Annotated in this window: 23 protein-coding genes; 17 read left to right on the top strand and 6 right to left on the bottom strand. The window is 71.0% G+C overall.

The features are described from left to right. Positions 1-65: 65 nt before the first annotated feature. The 9 genes from FHU34_RS00725 (at position 66) to FHU34_RS00685 (ending at position 8,141) form a co-directional block, all read left to right on the top strand. Positions 66-707, top strand: a complete 642-nt coding sequence (locus tag FHU34_RS00725; protein WP_145778215.1) for a TetR/AcrR family transcriptional regulator — start codon at positions 66-68, stop codon at positions 705-707. 86 nt (positions 708-793) lie between these two features. Further along, positions 794-3,385, top strand: coding sequence for an ATP-dependent chaperone ClpB (gene clpB / locus FHU34_RS00720; protein WP_145778214.1), 2,592 nt, complete (start codon positions 794-796; stop codon positions 3,383-3,385). A gap of 111 nt (positions 3,386-3,496) precedes the next feature. Next, entirely contained in the window at positions 3,497-3,877 is a 381-nt protein-coding gene (locus FHU34_RS00715) for a hypothetical protein (protein WP_145778213.1), read from the top strand. 122 nt (positions 3,878-3,999) lie between these two features. Beyond that, positions 4,000-4,584, top strand: coding sequence for a DUF4178 domain-containing protein (locus tag FHU34_RS00710; RefSeq protein ID WP_145778212.1), 585 nt, complete (start codon positions 4,000-4,002; stop codon positions 4,582-4,584). A gap of 90 nt (positions 4,585-4,674) precedes the next feature. Beyond that, entirely contained in the window at positions 4,675-5,442 is a 768-nt protein-coding gene (locus FHU34_RS00705) for a hypothetical protein (protein WP_145778211.1), read from the top strand. Positions 5,443-5,514: 72 nt separating this feature from the next. Continuing rightward, complete coding sequence (locus FHU34_RS00700) at positions 5,515-6,180, top strand: hypothetical protein (protein WP_145778210.1); 666 nt, start codon at positions 5,515-5,517, stop codon at positions 6,178-6,180. A 10-nt stretch (positions 6,181-6,190) separates the two neighbouring features. Then, a complete protein-coding gene (locus tag FHU34_RS00695) occupies positions 6,191-7,000 on the top strand; it encodes an SDR family NAD(P)-dependent oxidoreductase (protein WP_145778209.1) in 810 nt (269 codons plus the stop codon). A 169-nt stretch (positions 7,001-7,169) separates the two neighbouring features. Continuing rightward, the gene (gene pyrE / locus FHU34_RS00690) at positions 7,170-7,706 is read left to right on the top strand and encodes an orotate phosphoribosyltransferase (RefSeq protein WP_145778208.1); all 537 of its coding nucleotides are present in this window, start codon (positions 7,170-7,172) and stop codon (positions 7,704-7,706) included. Between the two features lie 57 nt (positions 7,707-7,763). Beyond that, positions 7,764-8,141, top strand: coding sequence for an ArsR/SmtB family transcription factor (locus FHU34_RS00685; RefSeq protein WP_030332125.1), 378 nt, complete (start codon positions 7,764-7,766; stop codon positions 8,139-8,141). 170 nt (positions 8,142-8,311) lie between these two features. Here the strand turns inward: FHU34_RS00685 and FHU34_RS00680 are convergent, their stop codons facing one another. Continuing rightward, positions 8,312-9,136, bottom strand: a complete 825-nt coding sequence (locus FHU34_RS00680) for a DedA family protein (protein ID WP_145778207.1) — start codon at positions 9,134-9,136, stop codon at positions 8,312-8,314. Between the two features lie 143 nt (positions 9,137-9,279). Between FHU34_RS00680 and FHU34_RS00675 the strand changes: the two genes are divergently transcribed. Next, positions 9,280-9,759: a SigE family RNA polymerase sigma factor gene (locus tag FHU34_RS00675; protein WP_145778206.1), complete on the top strand. Its 480-nt coding sequence runs from the start codon at positions 9,280-9,282 to the stop codon at positions 9,757-9,759. Positions 9,760-9,761: 2 nt separating this feature from the next. Next, positions 9,762-10,826, top strand: coding sequence for an LCP family protein (locus FHU34_RS00670; protein ID WP_145778205.1), 1,065 nt, complete (start codon positions 9,762-9,764; stop codon positions 10,824-10,826). Positions 10,827-10,830: 4 nt separating this feature from the next. On the opposite strand, the gene FHU34_RS00665 is transcribed toward FHU34_RS00670, so the two are convergent. Then, entirely contained in the window at positions 10,831-11,043 is a 213-nt protein-coding gene (locus FHU34_RS00665; protein ID WP_145778204.1) for a hypothetical protein, read from the bottom strand. A 122-nt stretch (positions 11,044-11,165) separates the two neighbouring features. Here FHU34_RS00665 and FHU34_RS00660 point away from each other — a divergent pair, with 122 nt between their 5' ends. Beyond that, the gene (locus FHU34_RS00660; protein ID WP_145778203.1) at positions 11,166-11,549 is read left to right on the top strand and encodes a phage holin family protein; all 384 of its coding nucleotides are present in this window, start codon (positions 11,166-11,168) and stop codon (positions 11,547-11,549) included. A gap of 136 nt (positions 11,550-11,685) precedes the next feature. After that, entirely contained in the window at positions 11,686-12,711 is a 1,026-nt protein-coding gene (gene fbaA, locus FHU34_RS00655) for a class II fructose-bisphosphate aldolase (RefSeq protein WP_145778202.1), read from the top strand. A gap of 50 nt (positions 12,712-12,761) precedes the next feature. On the opposite strand, the gene FHU34_RS00650 is transcribed toward fbaA, so the two are convergent. Beyond that, positions 12,762-13,955, bottom strand: a complete 1,194-nt coding sequence (locus FHU34_RS00650) for an LOG family protein (RefSeq protein WP_145778201.1) — start codon at positions 13,953-13,955, stop codon at positions 12,762-12,764. 247 nt (positions 13,956-14,202) lie between these two features. On the opposite strand from FHU34_RS00650, the gene FHU34_RS00645 reads away from it, so the two are divergent. Next, on the top strand, positions 14,203-14,631 hold the full coding sequence (locus FHU34_RS00645; protein ID WP_145778200.1) for a DUF3151 domain-containing protein: 429 nt from the start codon (positions 14,203-14,205) through the stop codon (positions 14,629-14,631). 45 nt (positions 14,632-14,676) lie between these two features. Here FHU34_RS00645 and FHU34_RS00640 read toward each other — a convergent pair whose 3' ends face one another. Both FHU34_RS00640 and FHU34_RS00635 read right to left on the bottom strand, forming a co-directional pair. Then, positions 14,677-16,878, bottom strand: coding sequence for a MinD/ParA family ATP-binding protein (locus tag FHU34_RS00640; protein ID WP_145778199.1), 2,202 nt, complete (start codon positions 16,876-16,878; stop codon positions 14,677-14,679). 70 nt (positions 16,879-16,948) lie between these two features. Beyond that, positions 16,949-17,968: a diacylglycerol kinase family protein gene (locus FHU34_RS00635; RefSeq protein ID WP_145778198.1), complete on the bottom strand. Its 1,020-nt coding sequence runs from the start codon at positions 17,966-17,968 to the stop codon at positions 16,949-16,951. A 124-nt stretch (positions 17,969-18,092) separates the two neighbouring features. Here FHU34_RS00635 and FHU34_RS00630 point away from each other — a divergent pair, with 124 nt between their 5' ends. From FHU34_RS00630 to purD, 3 genes are all read left to right on the top strand, one after another. After that, positions 18,093-19,382: an adenylosuccinate synthase gene (locus FHU34_RS00630; RefSeq protein WP_145778197.1), complete on the top strand. Its 1,290-nt coding sequence runs from the start codon at positions 18,093-18,095 to the stop codon at positions 19,380-19,382. A 176-nt stretch (positions 19,383-19,558) separates the two neighbouring features. Beyond that, positions 19,559-20,488: a type IV toxin-antitoxin system AbiEi family antitoxin domain-containing protein gene (locus FHU34_RS00625; protein WP_145778196.1), complete on the top strand. Its 930-nt coding sequence runs from the start codon at positions 19,559-19,561 to the stop codon at positions 20,486-20,488. Between the two features lie 117 nt (positions 20,489-20,605). Further along, on the top strand, positions 20,606-21,871 hold the full coding sequence (purD, locus tag FHU34_RS00620) for a phosphoribosylamine--glycine ligase (RefSeq protein ID WP_145778195.1): 1,266 nt from the start codon (positions 20,606-20,608) through the stop codon (positions 21,869-21,871). Here purD and FHU34_RS00615 read toward each other — a convergent pair. Then, positions 21,862-23,424: an AMP-binding protein gene (locus FHU34_RS00615; RefSeq protein WP_145778194.1), complete on the bottom strand. Its 1,563-nt coding sequence runs from the start codon at positions 23,422-23,424 to the stop codon at positions 21,862-21,864. The two genes, purD and FHU34_RS00615, sit on opposite strands and share 10 nt — an antisense overlap. Between the last annotated feature and the right edge of the window lie 170 nt (positions 23,425-23,594).

Here is a 23,594-nt window from a genome sequence, read left to right as displayed (position 1 = left end):
GAATGTTTCGTTCTGCAATCACAGTAGCAGACCGGAACGATCCGTTCCACTGATACTCTGAGGTCATGCCGACACCCGAGAAGACGCTGGGCGGCCGCCGCGCCCAGGCCGCCCGCAACGACGAGGTCATCCTCGAAGCCGCCCGCGCGGTCTTCCTGGACGACCCGAAGGCGCCGATCGCTGCCGTCGCTGAACGCGCGGGGGTCGGCATCAGCGCCCTCTACCGGCGCTACGCGAGCAAGGAAGACCTGTTGCGGCGGCTCTGCCACGACGGGTTGCGCCGGTACATCGCCGAGGCCGACACGGCCCTCGCCGAGCCGGACGACTGGACGGCGTTCAGCACCTTCCTGGCCGGCGTGGTCGATGCCGACGTGCACTCGCTCACCGTCCACCTGGCCGGCACCTTCACTCCCACCGAGGAGATGGGCCGGGACGCGATGCGCGCCGGCGAGTTGGCCGCCGCCCTGTTCGATCGGGCCCGCGCCAGTGGTCGGCTGCGCCCGGACGTGGTCGTACAGGATCTGGGCCTGCTGTTGGAGGCGTGCGCCGCGGTGCGCGTACCCGATTCGAAGCGGACCGCTGAGCTGCGCCGCCGGCAACTCGCGGTGCTGGTGGCGGGCCTGTCGGCCGTGCCGGCCACGGATCCGTTGCCCGGTCCGGCACCCGCCGCGGGTGAGTTCGACTGGCGGTGGCGTCGCCGGGAGTGACAGGCGTCACAGCGCTAAGGTTGAGCGGAATACGCTCAACTCTGGTTGTGTCCAACCCAGTGGACAACGCCGATCCGGGGGAGCCCATGAACACCGAAAAACTCACCACCAAGAGCCGCGAGACCATCACGGGCGCCGTCGCGCTGGCCAACCAGCGTGGTCACGCCACCGTGGAGCCCTGGCACCTGCTGCTGTCCCTCCTGGACACCGACGGCTCGACCGCCACGGGCCTGCTGCGCGCCGTCGGGGCCGACCCGACCGAGCTGCGCCGGGCCGCCCAGCGTGCTGTCGACGCCCTGCCGGCCGCCCGGGGCTCCAGCATCGCCGAGCCGACACTGGCCCGGGAATTCGTCAACGCCATCGGTGCCGCCGAGCAGATCGCCCGGCCGTTGGGCGACGAGTACACCTCCACCGAACACCTGCTCGCCGGTCTGGCCCGGGTGGGTGGGGCGGTGTCCGGCGTGTTGAAGACGGCCGGCGCCACCGAGGAGGCCCTGGTCGCGGCCTTCCCGACCGTCCGGGGTGGCGACCGCCGGGTCACCACCGCCGACCCGGAGCAGACGTATCAGGCCCTGACCAAGTACGGCGTCGACCTCACCGCCAGCGCCCGGGACGGCAAGATCGACCCGGTCATCGGCCGGGACTCCGAGATCCGCCGTGTCATCCAGGTGCTCTCCCGACGTACCAAGAACAACCCGGTGCTGATCGGCGAGCCCGGCGTGGGCAAGACCGCGATCGTCGAGGGCCTGGCCCAGCGGATCGTCACCGGTGACGTGCCCGAGTCTCTGCGCGACAAGAAGTTGATCTCGCTGGATCTCGGTGCCATGGTCGCCGGCGCGCAGTACCGGGGCCAGTTCGAGGAGCGGCTGAAGTCCGTCCTGGAGGAGATCAAGAACTCCAACGGGCAGGTCATCACCTTCCTCGACGAACTGCACACAGTCGTCGGCGCCGGCAAGGGCGAGGGCTCGATGGACGCCGGCAACATGCTCAAGCCGATGCTGGCCCGTGGTGAGCTGCGGATGGTCGGCGCCACCACGCTTGACGAGTACCGCGAGCACATCGAGAAGGACCCGGCTCTGGAGCGCCGTTTCCAGCCGGTGCTTGTCGGCGAGCCGACGATCGAGGACACCATCGGCATCCTGCGCGGGCTCAAGGAGCGCTACGAGGTGCACCACGGCGTACGGATCACCGACGCCGCGCTGGTCGCCGCCGCCTCGCTCTCCGACCGGTACATCACCGACCGGTTCCTGCCGGACAAGGCGATCGACCTGGTAGACGAGTCCGCGTCCCGGCTCCGGATGGAGATCGACTCCCGGCCGGTCGAGGTGGACGAGATCGAGCGCGCGGTCCGCCGGCTGGAGATCGAGGAGATGGCACTGGCCAAGGAGCCGGACGCCGCCTCCGCCGAGCGGCTGGAACGGCTGCGTAAGGAACTGGCCGACAAGCGGGAGCAGCTCACAGTGCTCTCCGAGCGGTGGCAGACCGAGAAGAGCCACATCACCAAGCTCTCCACCGCGAAGGAGGAGTTGGAGCGCTTGGGTGGCGAGGCCGAGCGGGCCGAGCGCGACGGCGAGCTGGAACGCGCCGCCGAGCTGCGCTACGGCCGGATCCCCGCCCTGAAGGTCGAGCTGACCCAGGCCGAGGAGGAGCTGGCCCAGCTCCAGGCCGACGGCGCGATGCTCAAGGAGGAGGTCGGAGCGGACGACATCGCCGCGGTCGTCGCCTCCTGGACCGGCATCCCCGCCGGCCGCCTGCTCGAAGGCGAGACGGCCAAGCTGCTCCGGATGGAGGAGTCGCTGGGCGGCCGAGTGGTCGGCCAGGCCGAGGCGGTGGGAGCGGTCTCCGACGCGGTACGCCGTGCCCGTGCCGGCATCGCCGACCCGGATCGCCCGACCGGCAGCTTCCTCTTCCTCGGCCCCACCGGCGTCGGCAAGACGGAGCTGGCCAAGGCCCTGGCCGAATTCCTCTTCGACGACGAGCGGGCGATGGTCCGCATCGACATGAGCGAGTACGGCGAGAAGCACTCGGTCGCCCGCCTGGTGGGTGCCCCGCCCGGCTACGTCGGCTACGACGAAGGTGGCCAGCTCACCGAGGCGGTGCGCCGCCGGCCGTACTCGGTGGTGCTGCTGGACGAGGTCGAGAAGGCCCACCCGGACGTCTTCGACGTGCTGCTCCAGGTGCTCGACGACGGTCGGCTCACCGACGGCCAGGGCCGCACCGTGGACTTCCGCAACGCGATCCTGATCCTCACGTCCAACCTCGGGTCGTCGGTGATCGGTGACCTGACGCTTGCCGAGGAGCAGCGCCGGGAGGGTGTCCTCGCCGTGGTCCGGTCGCACTTCAAGCCGGAGTTCCTCAACCGGCTGGACGACATCGTGGTCTTCGCCTCGTTGCGGGGTGACGATCTGCGCTCCATCGTCGACATCCAGTTGAACCGAATGAGGCGGCGGTTGGCCGACCGCAGGTTGGGCCTGGAGATCACCGACGCCGCCCGGGACTGGCTCGCCGAGCACGGCTACGACCCAATCTACGGTGCTCGCCCGCTGCGTCGCCTGGTCCAGACCGCGATCGGAGACCAGTTGGCGAAGTCCCTCCTGGGCGGGCAGATCCGCGACGGCGACACGGTGAAGGTGGACCGCGGCCCCAACACCAACACCCTCGAGGTAACCGCCGCCTGACCGTGCCCAAACACGGTGATCAAGAGGTTTGCGTCAAGAAGTTGCCCTCTCCTGACGCAAACCTCTTGATCAACAGGGTGGGGAGCGGGTGGACGGGGAAAAGGTGGGGGCATGTTTGGTATCGGCAAGAAGTGGGAGCGCGAACTGGAGTCGGCCGCCGACACGTTGGTCACGGCTGACACGCTCGCCTTTGGTGGGGTCGGTATCGCCGGCACGTTGTTGCCGGTGACCGAGGCGTACCACCAGGTTGCGGCCACCCTCGACGACCACCCCGAGGAGGTACGCCGACAGCTCGACCGCGTGCTCGCCGACGGCACACCCGCCGGCCGGGCGTACGCGGCGACGCTGCTGGAGCGGATCGACCCGGCGGCGGCCCGAGCGGCGTGGACGTCGCTGCGGGACGACCCGAGCGAGTTCACCACCTTCGTCGGCTGCGTGATGGACCGCGAAACCATCGGCAACTACGCCACCCAGCGGCTCGCCGCAGCATGATCCATTCGCCGATCGGTGCTGCCCGATCGGTCCTGCGTGGCTGAGCTGTCGGCCACAGCACGGGCCGTCCAGGTGCCGAAGATTGTTACCGTCTGCGCCGACGTACCTGGGGAGGTGGTCGGGTGGACGCGCTGACGACGTGCCTGGTGGCAGGCGGTGTCGTACTCGCGGGGGTCGCGATCCTCGTGCGGGCCCGCCGGCGGGCGACGGGCCGTACCGACGGCCAGGCGACAGCGTCGCCGCGCGGCGGCCCGCTCCGCCTGGCGCTGCACGACCGCGTCCGCATCCGCGACCGGGAGTACGCGGTGAGCGGCACCATCCGCCTCGTCGAGGGCGACTGGAGCTGGGTGCAGCACCTGCTCGACGACGACTCCGGCACTCACCACCGGCTCTCCGTGGAGGACGGCCCCGAGGTGGAGTTGGTGCTCTGGACGGCTGAGCCGGGCGCGACAGTCACCCCGGGCGCCCCGACCATCGCACTCGGCGGGCGGCGTTACACCTGGACCGAGACCGGGCAGGCGCGCTACACCGCCACCGGTGAGACCGGGCTGCCGTCGGCCGGAACGGTGCGCTACCACGACTACCAGGGGGGTGGTGGGGCGCGGCTCTCCTTCGAGGCGTACGGCGAGGAGAGCTGGCGGGTGGCCCGCGGCGACCTGCTCGACCCCGCTGACCTGACGATCCGCCCCACGACCGAGGACCGCTGAGCCGAACGGACAGGACTCGCGGAACACGACGGCATGCCGAAGTGGCCGGTTGTCGATACGGTGTGGGCCCGATCATAGGGAAGGAGAATCGTGGTCGACTCCCAGAACACGCCGGCCCGTCAGCGGCCGTCCATCGTGTCGATTTCCAGTTATCTGCTCTACCTGTTCCTGGCCTGCCAGGTGATCAGCCTGATCATCACGCTCAGCACCATCGGTAAGACGCGCGACGCTCTCCGCGACGCGTACGCGGGCAGCACCGTCGAGAATGCCGACCAGGTGGTCGACGTCTTCGTCGCCTTCGGCGTCGGAGCCGGCGTCGTGCTGTTGCTGCTCGCCATCGTGTTGGGCGTCCTGGCTCTGTTCAACAACCAGGGCCGCAACGGTGCCCGGATCACCACCTGGATCGTCGGCGGCATCATGGTCTGCTGCGTCGGTGGTGGCCTGGTCAGCAACGCGGCCGGCGGTTTCGCCGGTGGACAGGCCAGCGGCGGCGGGCCGAGCTCCGACGAGATCCAGCGCCGCCTGGAAGAGGCGCTGCCCTCCTGGGTCACCCCGGTCAGCCTCCTGCTCAACGCGGTCAGCCTGATCGCGCTGATCGTGGCGCTGATCCTGCTGGCGCTGCCGAAGGCCAACGAGTTCTTCCGCAAGCCCACCGCGGCCTGGGAGCCGCCCACCCCGGGCGCCAGCTACCCTGGGCAGCCGCAGGGCTCTGGGCAGCCCGGCTACCCGCAGTCGACGGGTGAGCCCGGCTACCCGTCGAGCGGTGAGCCGAGCTACCCGCCGCCGCCGGCCACGAACCGGCCGGACGACACGCCGCCCGCGGACCGTCCCGGGTCGACTCCGCCGTCGACGAGTTGACCGAGGGATAAGCACGACTCCGACGATCCCTCCGAGTAGGTTGCAACCCGACGCCTACCGGAGGGATTCGTCGTGTCGTACCCGGAATCGGCACCGGCCCGCCGGCCCGCCGTCGTCCTGCTGGCCGCGTGCGCGCTGCTGGTGATGGCGGTCGCCGCGCTCGCGTACGCCGTGGTCGACCTGGCGGTGCTAGGCGGGACTGTCGACGCGTTCCGCGCCGCGGCCCGGGAAACCTCGGCCAGTCCGGAACAGATCGCCGACGTGGTGACAGTGCTCCGTGCGTCAGTTGTGCTGTCGGCGGTGGTGGCCGCGCTCTCCGCGCCGGTGCTCGCCGGCCTGGCCCTCGGGCTGTTGGCGGGTCGCAACGGCGCACGGGTGGCCACCTGGGTAGTCAGCGGACTCGGCCTGCTCGCCGGCTGTTGCAGTGTGGCGGTGCTGATCGGTGAACGAGCCGCACCCCTGCAACTGGGCTCCGGTGAGCAGGCTGTCGCCGAGTTGCTGGGGCTGGTCGGCGACGCGTACCCGTCGTGGTGGATCCCGTTGAACGCCGGGCTTTCCGTCGCGCAGGGGCTCGGTTACCTTGTAGTAGCTACGCTGCTGGCGCTGCCGGCGGCCAGCGCCTGGTTCGGTCGCCACCGCTCGACCGCGCCGACCATGCCGTCCGCACCACAAGCGTTCACGCCTGCCCCGTACCAGCCGCCGTCGGCGCCACCCGCGCCCCCGTACCCGCCCAGGTGAGGAATCCGCCGTGCCGCTCGATCCCACGACCGTTGAGCGCCGGGCTCTGATCACCGGGGCCACCGCGGGCATCGGAGCGGCGTTCGCCCGGCGGCTGGCCGCCGACGGCTGGCATCTGGTGCTGGTCGCCCGTGACGCGGCCCGGCTGACCGAGATGGCCACCGAGCTGGGCTCGACCCACGACCGTGTCGTGGAGACGATCCCGGCGGATCTGTCCACGGACGACGGCTGCGCCGTGGTGGAACAGCGGATCGCCGACGGCAGCCCGGTGCACCTGCTCGTCAACAACGCGGGCATCAGCCTGAACAAGCCGTTCCTGCGTTCGACGGCGGAGGACGAGGCCCGCCTGTTGCGGCTCAACGTGCACGCGGTCATGCGGCTGACGCTGGCGGCGCTGCGACCGATGACCGAACGGCGGGACGGGGCAGTGATAAATGTCTCTTCGGTCGCCGGTTTCGGCACGGCGATGCCCGGCTCGACGTACTCGGCCAGCAAGGCCTGGGTCACCAACTTCAGCGAGTCGGTGGGCCTTTCCGCGCGACCATTCGGTGTCCGCGTGATGGCTCTCTGCCCCGGCTACACCCGCACCGAATTCCACCAGCGCGCCGGCATCAACATGTCCAAGACGCCGGAATGGCTGTGGCTGCGGGCCGAGAATGTGGTCGACGAAGCCCTGCGTGACCTGCGCAAAGGCAAGATGGTCAGCGTCCCGGCGTGGAAATACAAGGTCGTCGTCGCGGGCATGCGGCACGCACCGCGCCGGTTGCTGCAGGCTGTTGCGAAGGACACTCGCGGTCGCATCGGTCGCGACGAGCGCTGACCCTCGACCCGCCCACCGGGGCCGCTGAGCCGCCGAGGCGCTGCTGGCACGCCGCTGTCAGGCCAGTAGCTGAGCGTAGTCGAACATCGCCAACCATCGGTCCCCCACCGGGTCGGTCGGGGTGGACCCCGCACACGGCGTTCAGACTTGAGCAGTAACCTCTATCGCCATGGGGGACCACGACGACCTGCGTAAATTCATTACCGACCTGGCTGTGGTCCACGGACGGGTCGTGCTCTCCTCGGGGCGTGAGGCCGACTGGTACGTGGATCTGCGGCGCGTCACGCTCCATCACCGGGCCGCTCCTCTGGTCGGCCGGGTGTTGCTGGACCTCACCGCCGACTGGGAGTACGACGCCGTCGGCGGCCTCACTCTGGGCGCGGACCCTGTCGCGCTCTCGATGCTGCACGCCGCTCCGACCGATCGAGCCCTGGACGCCTTCGTGGTGCGCAAGGCGGGCAAGGCGCACGGTCTACAACGGCGGATCGAAGGACCGGAGGTGGCCGGCCGCCGGGTGTTGGCGGTGGAGGATACGTCCACGACAGGCGGAAGTGTGTTGACCGCTGTCGAGGCACTTCGCGAGGCCGGGGCGGAAGTCGTGGGCGTGGCGGTTATTGTTGATCGAGGCGCCGGCGACGCGGTGCGAGCCGCCGGATTGCCGTACCGGGCGGCCTATACGTTGGCTGACCTCGGCCTTGTGGCGTAAAAGTTTGCCGATTCGGATCTGCTGATATGCAGGCGGATCGATGCTGCTGGTGGAAGGATGGAATACGTGGGAACTGCGTTGGCCGAAATGACTATGCCTCAGATCTCGCCGCTTAACGGCGAGCCGATCGAACGTGCCGATGCCGAGCGTCTCGCCGGGGTCCTCAAGGCCCTTGCCGACCCTGCTCGGTTGCGGCTGCTCAGCCTGATCCAGTCGGCCCCCGAGGGCGAGGCGTGCGTCTGTGACCTGACCGCGCCGCTCGGCCTCTCTCAGCCGACGGTCAGTCATCACCTGCGTATCCTCACCGAGGCCGGTTTGCTGCAGCGGGAGAAGCGCGGTGTCTGGGCGTACTACAGCCTGGTCCCGAGTGCGATCGCGACGATCGCCGACCTGCTGACCCCGCCGCGTAAGCGAGCCACCAAGAAGGCCCGCTGACGTAGGCACAACACGCCGTCCCGCGTCGGGGACGGCGTCCGGTGACGAGCCAGGGGTGGCGTCACCGGTAGCTGACACCTGCTCGTCCCCGGTCGCACCACCGGAGGCCGGGTACGACATGCCGACGGCCGACCCCCTCGCCAGGGGGCCGGCCGTCGTCGTACGTCAGGTCAGCGATCCTGACCGTGCTCCGGGTGCCGGCGGTCGCGCTGGTGGTGCCCGTCGTGGTCGAACGCCTCACGCGCCGCCTCCACGGCGCCGGCGGCACTGGCCGCCGCGACCACCGCGACGGCCTCGCCGCGCTTACGAGCCCGCCGGTCGCGGAGGAATTCGAAGAAGATCGGCAGCACCGAGATCACGATGATCAGGGCCACCACCGGCAGGATGTAGTGGTCGATCTTGTCGCCGATGGCCTGGTAGATCTGCTCCGCCAGCAGGTAGCCGATCAGCAGGATGCCGTCCACCCAGAGCACCGCGCCGACGATGTTCCAGAGCAGGAACTTCCGGGCCGGCATGCCGAGCGCGCCCGCGACCGGGTTGAGGAACGTCCGAACGATCGGGATGAAGCGCGCCAGTACCACGGCCTTCGCCGGGCCGAACTTCTGGAAGTAGTACTCGGCCTTCTCCACGTACTCCTTCTTGAAGAGTCGGGAGTTCGGCCGCTCGAACATCGGCCGGCCGTACCGGGCGCCGAGCCAGTGCCCCAGCTGGGCACCGACGATCGCGCAGATCGGACCGCCGATCAGCAGGCCGGCCAGAGAGAGGCGGGTGCCGTCGCCGAAGATCGCGTCCGCCACCGGCGACGAGGCTACTCCGGCGAGGAACAGCAGCGAGTCGCCGGGGAAGAAGAAGCCCACCAGCAGGCCGGTCTCGGCGAAGAGGATCACCCAGACGCCGATCAGCCCGAAGGTCTGCAAGAGCTCCTTGGGATCGAGCGGGTTCAGGGCGACGCTCTCCCCGAGAGCGCGGATGTTCTCAGCTGTGTCCACGGCCACATACGGTACCGAAGCCCCTGGCCCTGGCCGCGCCGGACCGGCCCCACCCGTTCGACAAGACGAACCGAAAGGGTGATCAACGCGCATCGCAATGTTTGGCGCGCCCGCTCCCGTCATCTGAGGCAGGAGCCCCGGGAGGTGCAGTGACGTACGAGGAGTTCGCGGACACGCGGCTGGCCCCGCTACTGCGGTACGCGGTGATGCTCACCGGCGATCCGCACCACGCCCAGGACCTGGTCCAGGAAACCATGGTCCGGGTCCAGCTCAACTGGCGACGAGTTTCCCGAGCGGACTCGCCCGAACGTTATGTACGCCGGATGCTCACCAACCAGTACGTCGACTGGCGGCGCGGCTCCTGGGTTCGCCGGGTGCTGTTGCGCGAGGACCCCGACGCGTCGGTGCCCGCGTCCACCGACCACGCCCAGTCCGCCGTGGATCGGGACCAGATCTGGTCCTGGCTGGCCCGGCTGCCGCGTCGGCAGCGCGCCGCCCTGGTGCTGCGCTACTACGAAGACCTTCCCGACGCCGAGATCGCCGACGTCCTCGGTTGCGCCGTTGGGACCGTCCGTTCGTCCATCTCCCGAGCCCTGGCCACGCTCCGGGCCGAGTACGTGGAGGCGTGAACATGATTGAGGACGATCTGCGTGCCGCGTTCAGCCGGCACGAGCCGCTGACCCCGCCGACCGGTCCACTGCGGGCCGCGATCGACCGGCTGGCGACGGTGCGGCGGAGGCGCCGTCGCCGGTGGCAGGCGGGTGGCACGGCTCTGGCCATGCTCGGTGTCCTGGGAATCGGGGTGCCGCTGCTCACCCCGGAGCGGGCCGGGACGCCGTCGGCCGCTGGGCTGGTCGGCGAGCCCGGTCGGCCCGTTCCGTCCGGCGCGGTGAACATCCTGGTGCTCGGCATCGACCGCCACACGACCCAGCCGCCGCTGGCCGATTCGGTACTGCTGATGCACATCCCGGCCGACCGCAGCCGCCCGTACCTGATCTCGCTGCCCCGTGACCTGAAGGTACCCATCCCCGGGCACGGCGCCGACAAGCTGAACTCGGCGTTCGTGTTCGGTGCCAAGGGCGACAAGCCGGACCTGGCCAAGGGGTACGAGTTGACCCGGCGGACGGTGGCCGACCTGACCGGCGTCGACATCGGGACCGGCGTGGTGCTGACGTACTCCGCTCTGCGTTCGCTCACCGACGAGGTGGGCGGTGTGCCGGTGTGCCTGCCCCGGCAGGTGGGGTCGGCCCACACCCGGCGGGTCTTCCCGGCCGGATGCCAGCGCCTCGACGGTGCCGCCGCGGTCGACCTGCTCCGTCAACGGCGTGGGCTGCCCGGGGGCAGCCAGGACCGCGACCGCAACGGCCGGCTCTTCGCAGCCGGGTTGGTCCGCGCGGCGTCCGACCAGGACGTGCTCACCGATCCGGTACGCCTCGCCAAGCTGCTCGCCGTCGTCGGCCCGGACATCGTGGTGTCACCTGACCGGTCCGCCCTGCCGGACCTGCTGCGGCTCGTCCCCGACCTGCGATCGGTCGACCCGGTCGGGCTCACCCTGCCGGTCACCGAGCCGACCGGGCAGGACCACTACCTGCACCCCGACCCGACAATCGCACCGGAGTTACTGACCGCGCTGCGCGAGGACCGGCTCGGCGTCTGGGCGGCCCGCAACCCCGGGCTGGTCGATCGCGCTCGCTGAGTCGTCAGCGGTAGTCGTCCTCGTCGCCGGTGACCACCCGGGCCTGCTCCATCGCGTCCCAGTCGTCGACCTCGAGGCCACGGTGCGGTTCGCCGTCGACGTCGTCGGGGCCGACGACGGTGGCCTGTTCGACCGCGTCGGCCGGCTCGGCCTCCGGGTCACGCTCGTCAGGGGCGAGGTGGTCGCCGGGCGTGAAGTCCTCGTCGGGCTGACCCATCGTCCCTCCCGGGGTCTCGGGGCACGGTTCCCACCCACCGTACGGGCTGGGACGGCGCCGCGCCCGGAAGCGAGTAGGCGGAATCGGCCCTCGACGGCGCGACCCGATGCCAGGATGGTGCCGTGGGCTTCCTCATCCGACTGGCGATCACTGCTGTCGCGTTGTGGATAACCACTCTGATCGTGCCCGGGGTGGACGTGCACGGACGCTCGGGTGGCAACACCGCCCTCACCCTGATCGTGGTGGCGCTGATCTTCGGTGTGATCAACGCGGTGCTCAAACCGGTGATCAAGGTCGTCGGATGCGTGTTCTACCTGCTGACCCTGGGCCTGTTCGCGCTGGTGGTCAACGCCCTGCTGTTCCTGCTCACCGACCGGATCGCGCGCGGGCTCGACCTGCCGTTCCAGGTGGACGGTTTCTGGCCGGCGTTCTGGGGAGCCATCGTGATGACAGTGGTCACCTGGCTGATCAGCGTCATCGTGCCGGACAACCTGGACCGCCGGTGAGGCGCTGACACCCGGGTCGGTTGTTCCGGCGCACGCCACCTGCGGGATACTGCCGGGCGGAGGACAGCGCGGTCCGGCGCACACGTGAACAACAGCGGCCAGCACGGCCGAGAGTGGTAAGTAAGGAGCGCATCACATGCCCATCGCTTCCCCCGAGGCCTACGCGGAGATGCTGGACCGCGCCAAGGCTGGCCGGTTCGCGTACCCCGCGATCAACGTGACCTCCTCGCAGACGCTGAACGCGGCGCTCAAGGGCTTCGCCGACGCGGAGAGCGACGGCATCATCCAGGTCTCGACCGGTGGCGCCGAGTACCTTTCCGGCCCGTCGATCAAGGACATGGTCACCGGCGCCGTGGCGTTCGCCGCGTACGCGCACGAGGTGGCCAAGAAGTACTCGGTCAACATCGCACTGCACACCGACCACTGCCCGAAGGACAAGCTGGACAAGTTCGTCCGTCCGCTGATGGGCATCTCGCAGGAGCGGGTGAAGCGCGGCGAGGAGCCGCTGTACCAGTCGCACATGTGGGACGGCTCGGCCGTGCCGGTCGCGGAGAACCTCCAGATCGCCGCCCAGCTCCTCGACGAGGCCGCCAAGGCCAAGATCGTCCTTGAGATCGAGGTCGGCGTCGTCGGTGGCGAGGAGGATGGCGTCGAGAACGCCATCAACGACAAGCTCTACACCACCACCGAGGACGGCCTGGCCATGGTCGAGGCGCTCGGCCTCGGCGAGAAGGGCCGCTACATGGCGGCTCTGACCTTCGGCAACGTGCACGGCGTCTACAAGCCGGGCAACGTGAAGCTCCGCCCCGAGATCCTCAACCAGATCCAGGAGGCGGTGGGCGCGAAGTACGGCAAGGACAAGCCGCTCAGCCTGGTCTTCCACGGCGGCTCGGGCTCCCTGCTGAGCGAGATCCGCGAGGCGCTGGACTACGGCGTCGTGAAGATGAACATCGACACCGACACCCAGTACGCCTTCACCCGGCCCGTCGCGGACCACATGCTCCGCAACTACGACGGCGTGCTGAAGATCGACGGCGAGGTCGGCAACAAGAAGCAGTACGACCCGCGCGCCTGGGGCAAGGCCGCCGAGGCCGGCCTGGCCGCCCGGGTCGTCGAGGCGTGCGAGCACCTGCGCTCCACCGGCACCACGATGACCAAGTAACGACGTACCACCGACGGCCGGCTCCCCGCGTGGGGGCCGGCCGTTCGTCGTCAGGCGGTCAACAGGCGGACGGCCTCGTGGACGTCGTCGGTGAGGTGGATCGACGCCGAGAGGTCGCCGAACGGGGACGCGGCCAGCAGCGGACGCAGCAACGACTCCACCGGCAGCTCCTGAGTCCAGTAGGCCCGGTCCAGGAAGATGTACGCGCCACTGACGCCGTCGGTGCCGTAGTAGGTCTTGGTGGCCGCCTGGAACACCTCCTGCACGGTGCCCGCGCGCCCCGGAGCGAAGACGATGCCTCCCCGGGCCAGCCGCAGGATGGTGTCCTCCCGGATCGCGTTCGAGAAGTACTTGGCGATCCGCCCGGCGAACAGGTTCGCCGGTTCGTGCCCGTACAGCCAGGTCGGGATGGCCAGCCCACCCGCTCGCGCCCAACCCAGGTCGTCGCCCCGCTGCCGCGGTACGCCCGCGTACCGCTGCCGGACCGTCAGCGCCGTCCCCGTGTAGCGGTGGTGGTCGGTGAAGTCGGGCGCGGTGGCCAGCAGGTCGATCGCCGCCGTCACGTCGGTCGCCGGCCGGTCCGCCAGGTAGGCGCCGAGGTTCGCCGCCTCCATCACCCCGGGCCCGCCGCCGGTCACCACCAGGCGGTCGGCCCGTGCCAGCTCCCAACCCAGCACCGCCGCCATCCGGTACGCGGGACTGCCGCGTCGTACCGCGTGGCCGCCCATGATGCCCACCACCGACTGCGGACCGTGGCCGGCCAGCCAGGCCCGGGTGGCATCGGCCAGCGCGTTGTCCACACCGTGATCGTGCAGCCGCTGGCCCAGCGCCTCCTTGACGTCCGGCAACGCGCCGCCGTGCGCCCGGTAGTGGTCGTACACCCGGGTGTCGTACATCCCGGCGAACCCGCCCTCGGCGAACCCGGCGGCCAGGTCCTCAGGGGTGTAGAGGTGCGTCGGTTGGGTCGGGTACGGCAGGCCCGAGAACGGTGGCACCACGTTCGCGCCGCGCCGGACCAGGTCGGCGCCGACTTCCCGGGACGCGAAGCGGCAGCCCACGAAGAGGGTGCCCGTGACGTCGACGCCGGTCAGGTCAGGCACCGGCGCGAGGTCGAGACGCAGGCCCTGCACTGTCAACCCGGTCAGTCGACCGGTGGCCAGTTGCTGACGCAGCTCGTCCGGGGTCTGGATCTCGCCGGCGTGCAGGTGCGGCTCGATGACGTCGGCGGGAGGTGGGGTCGGCACCGGGCCATCCTGCCCCTTCGCCGGGGCCGGCCAAACCTCGGGCCCGGCGGGGACGACAGAAGCCCGGTGACCGTGGCCACCGGGCTCCTGCGTTACCGGTTCCTGGGGAGGCTCCGGACCATTAGTTGTAGTGGAAAACACCTGGCGGCGGCATAGGCCGCAGGCGTGACCAACTCCTCAGCCGTTCAGCGGAACGTGTCGGCCGACCCGCTCGCGTGTCGCCCTGTCCAGCGGGTTGAATGGGGCGATGCAGAACCTTTTGCCAGAGCCACCGGCCACCCGGCTGCCCGCGAACGACGAGGCCGACGCCGCCCTGGCGGCAGCCGACGACGCCGGCACCGACGAGGCGTTCGCCAGCGTGGCGGCCGGCTTCCCGACCTTCAGCGCGGCCTGGGCGGAGCTCGCGGCCCGGGCGTTCGCGCAGGACCAGGTGGTGACGGCGTACGCCTACGCGCGCACCGGCTACCACCGTGGCCTCGACCAGCTGCGTCGCAGCGGTTGGAAGGGGCACGGCCCGGTGCCGTGGTCACACGAGCCCAACCGGGGCTTCCTCCGCTGCCTCTACGTGCTGTCCCGGGCGGCGGACGAGATCGGCGAGGCCGACGAGGCGGCCCGCTGCGCCCAGTTCCTGCGCGACTGCGACCCGGAAGCAGCGGACGCGCTGGCGAGCAACTGACCCCGCTCCGACGGCCGGCCCGGTGTCGGGCCGGCCGTCGGTGGCTTACAACCCTTCGGCGACCGCGGCGGCGATCTTCAGCCAGGCGTCCCGCGTGGCCGAGGAGAGCCCGCCGTAACGGATCGGCTCGCCGGTGTCGATGAGCCGTTCGTAGGGGGCCAGCAGCACCGCCCGGGTGCGGGCCGCGAAGTGCTCCTGGATGGCCGGTAGGTCGATCTCCTTGCGGGACGGCGGCATCGACACCACGGTCACCGCCTGGCGGACCAACCGTTGCCGGCCGCTCTGCTCCAGGTGGTCGAGCATCCGGGCGGCGGTCTCCGCCGAGTCGTTACGGGCCGACATGGTGACCACCAACTGGTCGGTGGCGTCCATCGAGGCCTGCCAGTTCTGCGCCCGGACGTTGTTCCCGGTGTCGACGAAGATCAACTTGTAGAACCGGCTGACCACCTCGCGGATCTCGGCGAACGCGGCAGCTGTCAACATTTCGCCACCCGTGGCCGACTCGTCCGAGGCGAGCACGTCGAACATGCCCTCGCCCTGCGAGCGCACGTACTGTGACAGGTCACCGACCCGCCCGTGGGCGCCCTGGAACTGCCCGAGGTCACGCAGCATGTCCCGGACCGTCCGGGAGTGGAAGTCCTGCTGGGCGCGCATCCCCAGGGTGCCCTGGGTCTCGTTGTTGTCCCACGCCAGCACGTAGCCGCCGCGCTTCTGACCGAACGTCATCGCGAGCAGCAGGATGGCCACCGTCTTACCGGCACCGCCCTTCGGGTTGACCACTGTCACCTGCCGCAGCCCGCCGAAGTTGCGGCGCACCATCTCGATGTCGCGCTTGAGTTCCTGCTCGTGCCGGCCCGGAGAGAGCCGGAGCAGACCCATCTTGTTGACCACCGCGCGTACACCCATGGTGGCGACCGGGTCGGCGGGCCGGACCTGTCGGCGTCGGCTGAAGTCCTCGGCGGTCGGCACCGGCGTGGACTCCGGAGTCCAGCTCGCGTCCGGATATCCGGTGGCGTCCGGGTAGCCGGTGGTCGGCACCCGGGCCGCCCCCTCGGCCTCCTGGTACGGCTGACCAGGCGGGACGCCGGGTGGGCCCTGCTGCCACGGCGGCGGGTACCAACCAGGGGACGGCGGGTACGGGCCGGGCGGTGCGGCCGGCTGAGCGGCCTGCTGTGGCGGGCTGCCGAACTGCGTCAGGTCGGGCGGGGGTGGAATCGACGCCGGACTGACCTGACCAGGGATCGCCGGGGCGACCGACTGCCCGGCCGGACCGGGACCGGCCTGCGCCACGCCGGGGTGCGGCACCGGCGGGGCGGGGATCGGGGGCGTCCCGGTGCTCTCGTCGTGGGCCGATGCCCCCGCTGGGCGTTGCGGCGGGTACGCCCATGGCGACTCGTTGGCCGGCCGTGCCGCCGCACCCTCCCCGCTGCTGCCCTCAACCGGCGGCGTCGGCGCGGAGTCTGTCGGCGGCGCGGAATCCGCAGCGGTGCTCCGGCCGGTGGGCGTGCCGGCCGCAGTGGGGGTGCCGGCGGCGGTGGGCGTGCCTGCGGTGGTGGGGGTGCCGGCGGGCGTGCCGGCGGCGGTGGGGCGGTCCAGGGTGAAGGGCAGGTCCAGGTCGACGCCGCCCGGGGTACTCGTGCCCGGCGGGGCGGGGACGGCGGCCGTGCCGCGATCACCGGTCGGCACCTGTTCCCTACCGGCCGCCGTGCCCGTCGACTCGGGTCGGCTGGCGGGTGCGAAGGCCGTGGGCGGTGTGGCCGTGCCCGCAGCAGGACCGGGAACCCCGCTGGCGCCCGGACCGCCGTTGTTCGTGGGAGGGCTGTCCGCCCGCGGCGTGACGGTGGCTGGCGGACCGGGCGGCGTCGACGCGGCGGGCGGATCGGCCGGCGGCGGCCAACTCGCCTGCGCAGGCGCCCACCCCGACCCTGCGCCTGAGCCCCACGCCCCGGGCGGTGGAACGGCACCGCTGAGGGACGGATAGTCCGACGGAGACGGCGGTGGCAGGGGCGCTGCCCCCGGCTGGCCGGGAACCGGCGGCCTGCTGATCGGCGGCGCGGCCACCGGCGGTGTCACCGGCCCGGACACGACCGGCGGCGGCGCGCTCCGCTGCTCGGCGACCGCCGCCCACGGCGGAACGACCGTCCCCGCGCCCCGGTCGGTCGGATCCGGCGGCCAGAGTGGTTCGATGTCCCGCTCCGGCGCCGGCTGCTGGCCGTGCACCTGTGCCCGGTCGGCGTTCTCGTCCATTACGGCCCTCCCCAGTCCTCCTGCGAGGATAGGCGCAACCGCCCACGGAGGCCGGTCGGCGCAGCCGAGGTCAGCTCGACCAGACCGCCCAGGCCCCCGGCTCGACCCACCAGGAACGCTTCCGGGTCAGCTCGCCCTCGACACCATCGTCGAGGTACGGCACCTTCCCCTCCCGTGGCAGCACCGAAACCGCCCGGCCGCGGGCCCGCCGGACTTCGAGGCGTACCCGCTTGCGACCCAACGCCGAGCGGACGACAACCGGCACGGCGACGGCGACCTCGACCTGGCCGTCGGCCGGGTCCGGCGCGGTCAGCAGCGTCACGTCGTCGAGCGTCGCGTACCCGCCGGCGTTGCCGACCGCACAGGCCAGCAGCGGTTCGTCACCGTCGGTGAGGATGGTGTCGTCCACCTCCACCCGGGCACGCCACTGCAACGGTCGGCCGGCGTCGTCGGCGGCGCCGAGCAACGCGCCGTCCAGGGTCACCGAACCGGCGTCGTTGCGCAGCAGGTCCAGTCGGCGAGGCGTGCCGTCCAACACCGCGGCGGCCACCGCCGCCGGGTCACGGGGCAGCCCGAGCTGCGCCGCAAGGTCCCGTTGGGTGCCACCACGGGCCGGGTCGAGCGGGAGTACGGCCACCGGCGGCAGGTCGGGCAGGGTCCGGTCGCCGGGCAGATCCGCCGGACGCCGGCTCGGCGCCGGGGCGTACCGCCGCACCAGCCGGCGCAGCACGGCACGCAACTGCCCGTCGCTGGCCGTCGCGACGACCAGTCGGGTCTTGCCGTCCGGATCCGGCCAGGTCAGCCCGTCGGGTCGGGCCGGACCGTCGAGCCGGGCCAGCACCGCGTCGATCTCCGCGTCGGAGCGGGCGGTGACCGTCTCCACCCGGGCGCCTCGCATGTTCAGCGCATCGGCGCAGGCCAGCACCGGCACCCGTGGGCGCTCGGTGGCGCAGTGCTCGGCGTCACCGCCGGTCTGGCCGGTAGGGGCGGTGTCGGCCTCGGCCGCACCGCCGCAGCAGGCCCCTCCGCTGCCACAACCCCCGGGAGCGTCCCGCTCCGAACCGAGGGTGAGCAGCACCACGTCGTACACGGAAGGAGCCTCCTGCCTCTCGACGCGACCCCTGCCGGCCGCGCCGTCACTACTTGTTAACCTGACACCCCGGGCTCGCCAACCGGTCGCCACCTGGCACCCGAGCCTTCTGGAGGCGGAAAAGATGCCAGCGATCGTGCTCCTTGGCGCTCAGTGGGGCGACGAGGGCAAGGGCAAGGTTACCGACCTGCTGGGTGAGCGGGTCGACTACGTCGTGCGCTACTCCGGCGGCAACAACGCCGGTCACACGGTGATCACCCCGGACGGCCAGAAGTACGCACTGCACCTGATGCCCTCCGGAGCGCTTTCACCGAACGCGATGATCGTCATCGGTAACGGTGTGGTGGTCGACCCGAAGGTGCTGCTCGCCGAGATCGACGGCCTGGCCGAGCGCGGCGTCGACGTGTCCCGGTTGCGGATCTCCGGCGACGCGCACCTGATCATGCCGCACCACCGGGCGTTGGACCGGGTGATCGAGCGCTACCTCGGCTCGTCCCGGATCGGCACCACCGGCCGGGGCATCGGCCCCGCGTACGGCGACAAGGTCGCCCGGATCGGCATCCGACTGCAGGACCTGCTCGACCCGGGCATCCTGCGCAAGAAGCTGGAACTCGCCCTGCGCGAGAAGAACCAGATCCTGTTCAAGGTCTACAACCGCAAGGCGATCGACCTTGAGGCGACCGTCGAGGAGTACCTGGCGTACGCGGAGCGGCTCAAGCCGTACATCGCGGAGACCCGGGCGATGCTCTGGGACGCCCTGGACCAGGGCGAGACGGTGCTGCTGGAGGGCGCGCAGGCCACCATGCTCGATATGGACCACGGCACGTACCCCTTCGTGACCTCGTCCAACCCGACCGCCGGTGGCGCCTGCGTGGGCGCCGGCATCCCGCCCACCGCGATCAGCAAGGTCATCGCGGTGAGCAAGGCGTACACGACCCGGGTCGGTGCGGGACCGTTCCCGACCGAACTGTTCGACGCCAACGGTGACCACCTGCGCAAGATCGGCGCCGAGTACGGCACGACCACCGGACGGGAACGCCGGTGCGGGTGGTTCGACGCGGTCGTCGCCCGGTACGCCTGCCGCCTCAACGGTGTCACCGACCTGGTCATCACCAAGCTGGACGTGCTCACCGGCATGCCCAAGGTGCCGATCTGCGTCGGCTACGAGATCAACGGCGTGCGGGTCGACGACATGCCGATGAGCCAGACGGACTTCCACCACGCCAAGCCGGTCTACGAGGAACTCGACGGCTGGTGGGAGGACATCACCAAGGCGAGGACCGCCGAGGACCTCCCGGAGAACGCCCGCCGTTACATCGCGCGGATCGAAGAACTCTGCAACGCCAGAGTGAGCGTCGTAGGCGTAGGCCCAGGCCGAGACGAAAACGTCCAGTACCACCCCCTCCTCCCCTAAACCCGGGCTTCCGGCCCCGGAACCTTGCGGTTGATCATGAAGTTATTGCCACGACACGCCGAGTGAGATGGCAATAACTTCATGATCACCGAGTGCTAGTCGCGGGGTTATCCACAGGCGTTCGGGGGTTGTCCACAGGGGCGGCTTCGGGGTCCGCTTTCCGTCAGGGTGGCCGGGTGGACGCCTTGGAACTTGTGCGGCGGATTGCGGCCGACCGGGATGGCATCGTGACGCTCGCGCAGGCGCGAGCCGCCGGTTTAAGCGTGCATGAGGTGCGGCGGTTGTGCCGGGCCGGGCGCTGGCGCGCGGTGGCGCGGGGAAGCTACCTCGTCGACGCCGACCTGTACGACGGCGTACCCCGCCGGGCGCGGATCCGAGCAGCGGTGACCTCGTTCGGCCCGGCGGCCGTCGCAGTGCTCTCGACGGCCGCTGAGCTGCACCGAGTAGCCGGGATGCGAGCCACCGAGTCGATCCATCTGTCGGTGCCGGGTCCGGCCGCCAGGCCGGCTCGACTCGCCCACCCGCAGGTGGTGGTTCACCAGTTGGTCGTCCCGCCCGCGCACCTCGTCCGGGTGGACGGAATCACCACCACCAAACCGCTGCGGACACTTGCCGACCTCTGTCTACGAGCCGACCGATACTCGGCGGTGAGTGTGCTGGATTCGGCGGTCAATCGTCGCCTTGTCGCCCCCGACGATCTACTCTCCATCCCGCCTTTCATCCGGGGGCGGCGCGGTGCGATCGCCGCGCGCGGCTACCTCGCCGAGGCGGACGGGCGGGCGCAGTCGCCGCTCGAGACGCGAGCCCGGCTGCGCTGCGTCGACGGCAAGGTTGCGCCCGACACGTTGCAACTCGAGGTACGCGACGATGACGGCTGCCTGCTCGGCATCGGCGACCTGGGCTGGCGTGGCCCGAGGGTCATCGCGGAGGCGGACGGCCGAGACGCCCACGGCACGCCGGAGGCCGCTTTCGCCGACCGCCGCCGACAGAATCGCCTGGTCAACGCCGGCTGGACCATCCTGCGCTTCACCTGGCAGGACACTCTCCGCCCCGACTACATCCCGTGGACCGTTCGCCAAGCGATCGCCGCATCCGGGCGGCGTTGATCATGAAGTTATTGCCATGACACGCCGAGCGGGATGGCAATAACTTCATGATCAACGGCAGTCGGCCGGGGGCGACGGTCGGCGGGCGGGCGCCACGGGGGCAGTAGGATGCCGGGCGTGCGCGTTCTTTTGGTGGGTGGTGGCGGGCGGGAGCATGCGCTTGCGCTCGGGCTGGTGGCGGATTCGGGCGTTTCGGCGCTGATTGCCGCGCCGGGTAATCCGGGGATCGCTTCTCTCGCTGAGCTGCGGACGGTGACTCCGACAGATCCTGCCGCGGTGGCGGCGTTGGCCGTGGAGACCGCGGCTGACCTGGTGGTGATCGGGCCGGAGGCGCCGCTGGTCGCCGGGGCCGCCGACGCGGTACGTGCCAAGGGCATCCCCGTGTTCGGCCCGTCCGGTGCGGCCGCCCAACTGGAGGGCTCGAAGGCGTTCGCCAAGGACGTGATGACCGCCGCCGGCGTACCGACCGCCCGGGCGTACGTCTGCACGGACGACGAGAGCACCGCGCGGGCGCTGGACGAGTTCGGTGCCCCGTACGTGGTGAAGGACGACGGGCTCGCCGCCGGTAAGGGCGTCGTGGTGACCGACGACCGGTCGGCAGCGCTGGCGCATGCCCGCGAGTGTGGACGGGTCGTTGTCGAGGAGTTCCTCGACGGCCCGGAGGTCAGCCTCTTCGTGGTCACCGACGGTGAGGCGGCGTTGCCGCTGCTGCCGGCTCAGGACTTCAAGCGGCTGGGCGACGGCGACACCGGGCCGAACACCGGCGGCATGGGGGCGTACGCGCCGCTGGCCTGGACGCCGTCCGGCCTGGTCGACGACGTGATGCGCGACGTGGTCCACCCGACGCTGGCGGAGATGCGCCGCCGGGGCACGCCGTTCGCCGGCCTGCTCTACGTCGGGCTCGCGATCACCGCGGCCGGCCCTCGGGTGATCGAGTTCAACGCGCGCTTCGGCGACCCGGAGACCCAGGTGGTGCTGGCGCTGCTGGAGACCCCGCTGGCCGGGCTGCTGCACGCCGCTGCCACCGGCACGCTGGCCGAGCACCCGCCGCTGCGGTGGCGCGACGGCAGCGCCGTGACAGTGGTGCTCGCCTCCGAGGGCTACCCGGCCGCGCCGCGTACCGGCGATGTCATCACCGGCGCGGACCGGCCGGGCATCATCCACGCCGGCACCGCCCGCCGGGCCGACGACGGTGCCCTGGTCTCCGCGGGCGGCCGGGTCCTCTGCGGTACGGCCACCGGCGCCGACCTGGCCGCCGCCCGGGACGCCGCGTACGCGCTGGTGGACGGGGTGGACCTGCCCGGTTCGCAGCACCGCACCGACATCGCCGCAGCCGCGATCGAGGGGCGGATCACCATCCCCGGTGGGACGGTTCAGCCGTAGTAGCGGCGTAGTTCGCGGGCGAGCACCTTGCCGGTGGCGTTGCGGGGCAGGTATTTGACGTAGATCACGTCCCGGGGCACCGAGAAGCGTGCCAGGTAGTGCCGGACGTACTCGCGTACCGCCTCGGGGTCGAGCGTCTCGCCGGGATGGAGGGCGAGGAACGCGGACAGGCGCTGGCCGTACTCGGGGTCGGGCACGCCGATCACGGCCACCTCGCGGACCTGCGGCAGTTGGGCGAGCAGATCCTCCACCTCGGAGGGGAAGACGTTCTCCCCACCGGAGACGATCATGTCGTCGGCCCGGCCGTCGACGAAGAGCAGCCCGTCGGCGTTGAGCCGGCCGAGGTCGCCGGTGTCGAGCAGGCCGTCGCGGGTTTCCCGGCTGGCACCGGAGGTGTAGCCCTCGAAGAGCATCTCGTTGCCGACGAAGATCCGTCCGACCCGTCCGTCCGGCACGGGTCGGCCGTCGTCGTCGAGCAGTTCCAGCCGGGTGCCGTGCGGGGGACGCCCGGCGGTGGTTGGTGCCTGGCGCAGGTCCTGCGGGCCGGCGATGGACGCCCAGGAGACCTCGGTGGATCCGTACAGGTTGTAGAGGACGTCGCCGTAGGCGTCCATGAACTTCGGAGCGAGCCCGCCGGGCAGGGCCGAGCCGCTGACCGCGACGACAGTGAGCGAGGGGCGTGGGTCCGGCGGGGGCACCTCCATCAGCCGCTGCACCATCACGGGTACGGCGAACAACGCGTCGCACCGGTTCGCCGTCAGGGCGGCGAGCGTGGCGGCGGGATCGAAGCGGCGGTGCAGCACGATGGTGGCCCGCAGGGCCAGGCACACCTGGAGGGCGGCGAATCCCCAGGTGTGGAAGATCGGTGCGGCGATCATCACCCGGTCCCGGGCGTGCAGGGGGATCCGGTCGATGATGGACACCAGCGGGCCGAAGCCGCTCGGTGTGGGCCGGCGGGCGCCCTTGGGCGTGCCGGTGGTGCCGGAGGTGAGCACGATGATCCGGCCGTCGCGCTCCGGCGGGTGCAGGTCACCGGGCAGTGCCCCGGCGACCAGCTCCTCGCGGGCGCGTTCGTCGAGCCGGTGCAGCTCGGCGGGAAGGCCGAGGACCCGGTCGGCGAACTCGTCGTCGTGCACCAACAGCCGCAGTCGCTGCTCCTCGGCGACGGTGCCCAGTTGGGCGGCGCTGAGCCCGGTGTTGACCAGCACCGCGTCGACGCCGAGCAGGGTGGCGGCAACGATCGTCTCGATCAGTCCGTGGTGGTTGCGGCAGAGCACGCCGATCCGGTCGCCCGTCTGCACGCCGAGGCCGGCCCGCATCGACCGGGCCATCCGTTCGGCCCGGTCGAGCAGGTCGTGGTAGGTCAGCTCGACGCCGTTCTCGTCGATGACCGCAGTTCGGCCGGGGTCCCGGGCAGCCGCCTGACGCAACTCGCCCGCCAGGCTCCATCCCCAGGTACGCAGGGCGTTGAGCTGCGAGGCGACCCGGATCGGGCTGCCCGGGGTGAGCAGTCCGCGACGGGTCAGCGTGGCGACGACGAACGGCAGGTCCATGCCGCAGACCTCCTAGGGGTGGTACGCGGACGGGCGGTGCGGCTCCCCGTCCATCAGGGCTTCTCTCCTTGATCATGCACTGGGCGTGGCTGAGGGCCCAGTCGGCGGCGGCACGGGGTGACGAAGACAGCACGGTTGGTGGGGCGCTCGGCGGGAAGCCCGCGTCGGTT

Source organism: Micromonospora taraxaci (assembly GCF_007830095.1).
Classification (GTDB): Bacteria; Actinomycetota; Actinomycetes; order Mycobacteriales; family Micromonosporaceae; genus Micromonospora; species Micromonospora taraxaci.
Note: the sequence above shows the minus strand (reverse complement) of the source record. Positions and strands in the feature narration are given on the sequence as shown.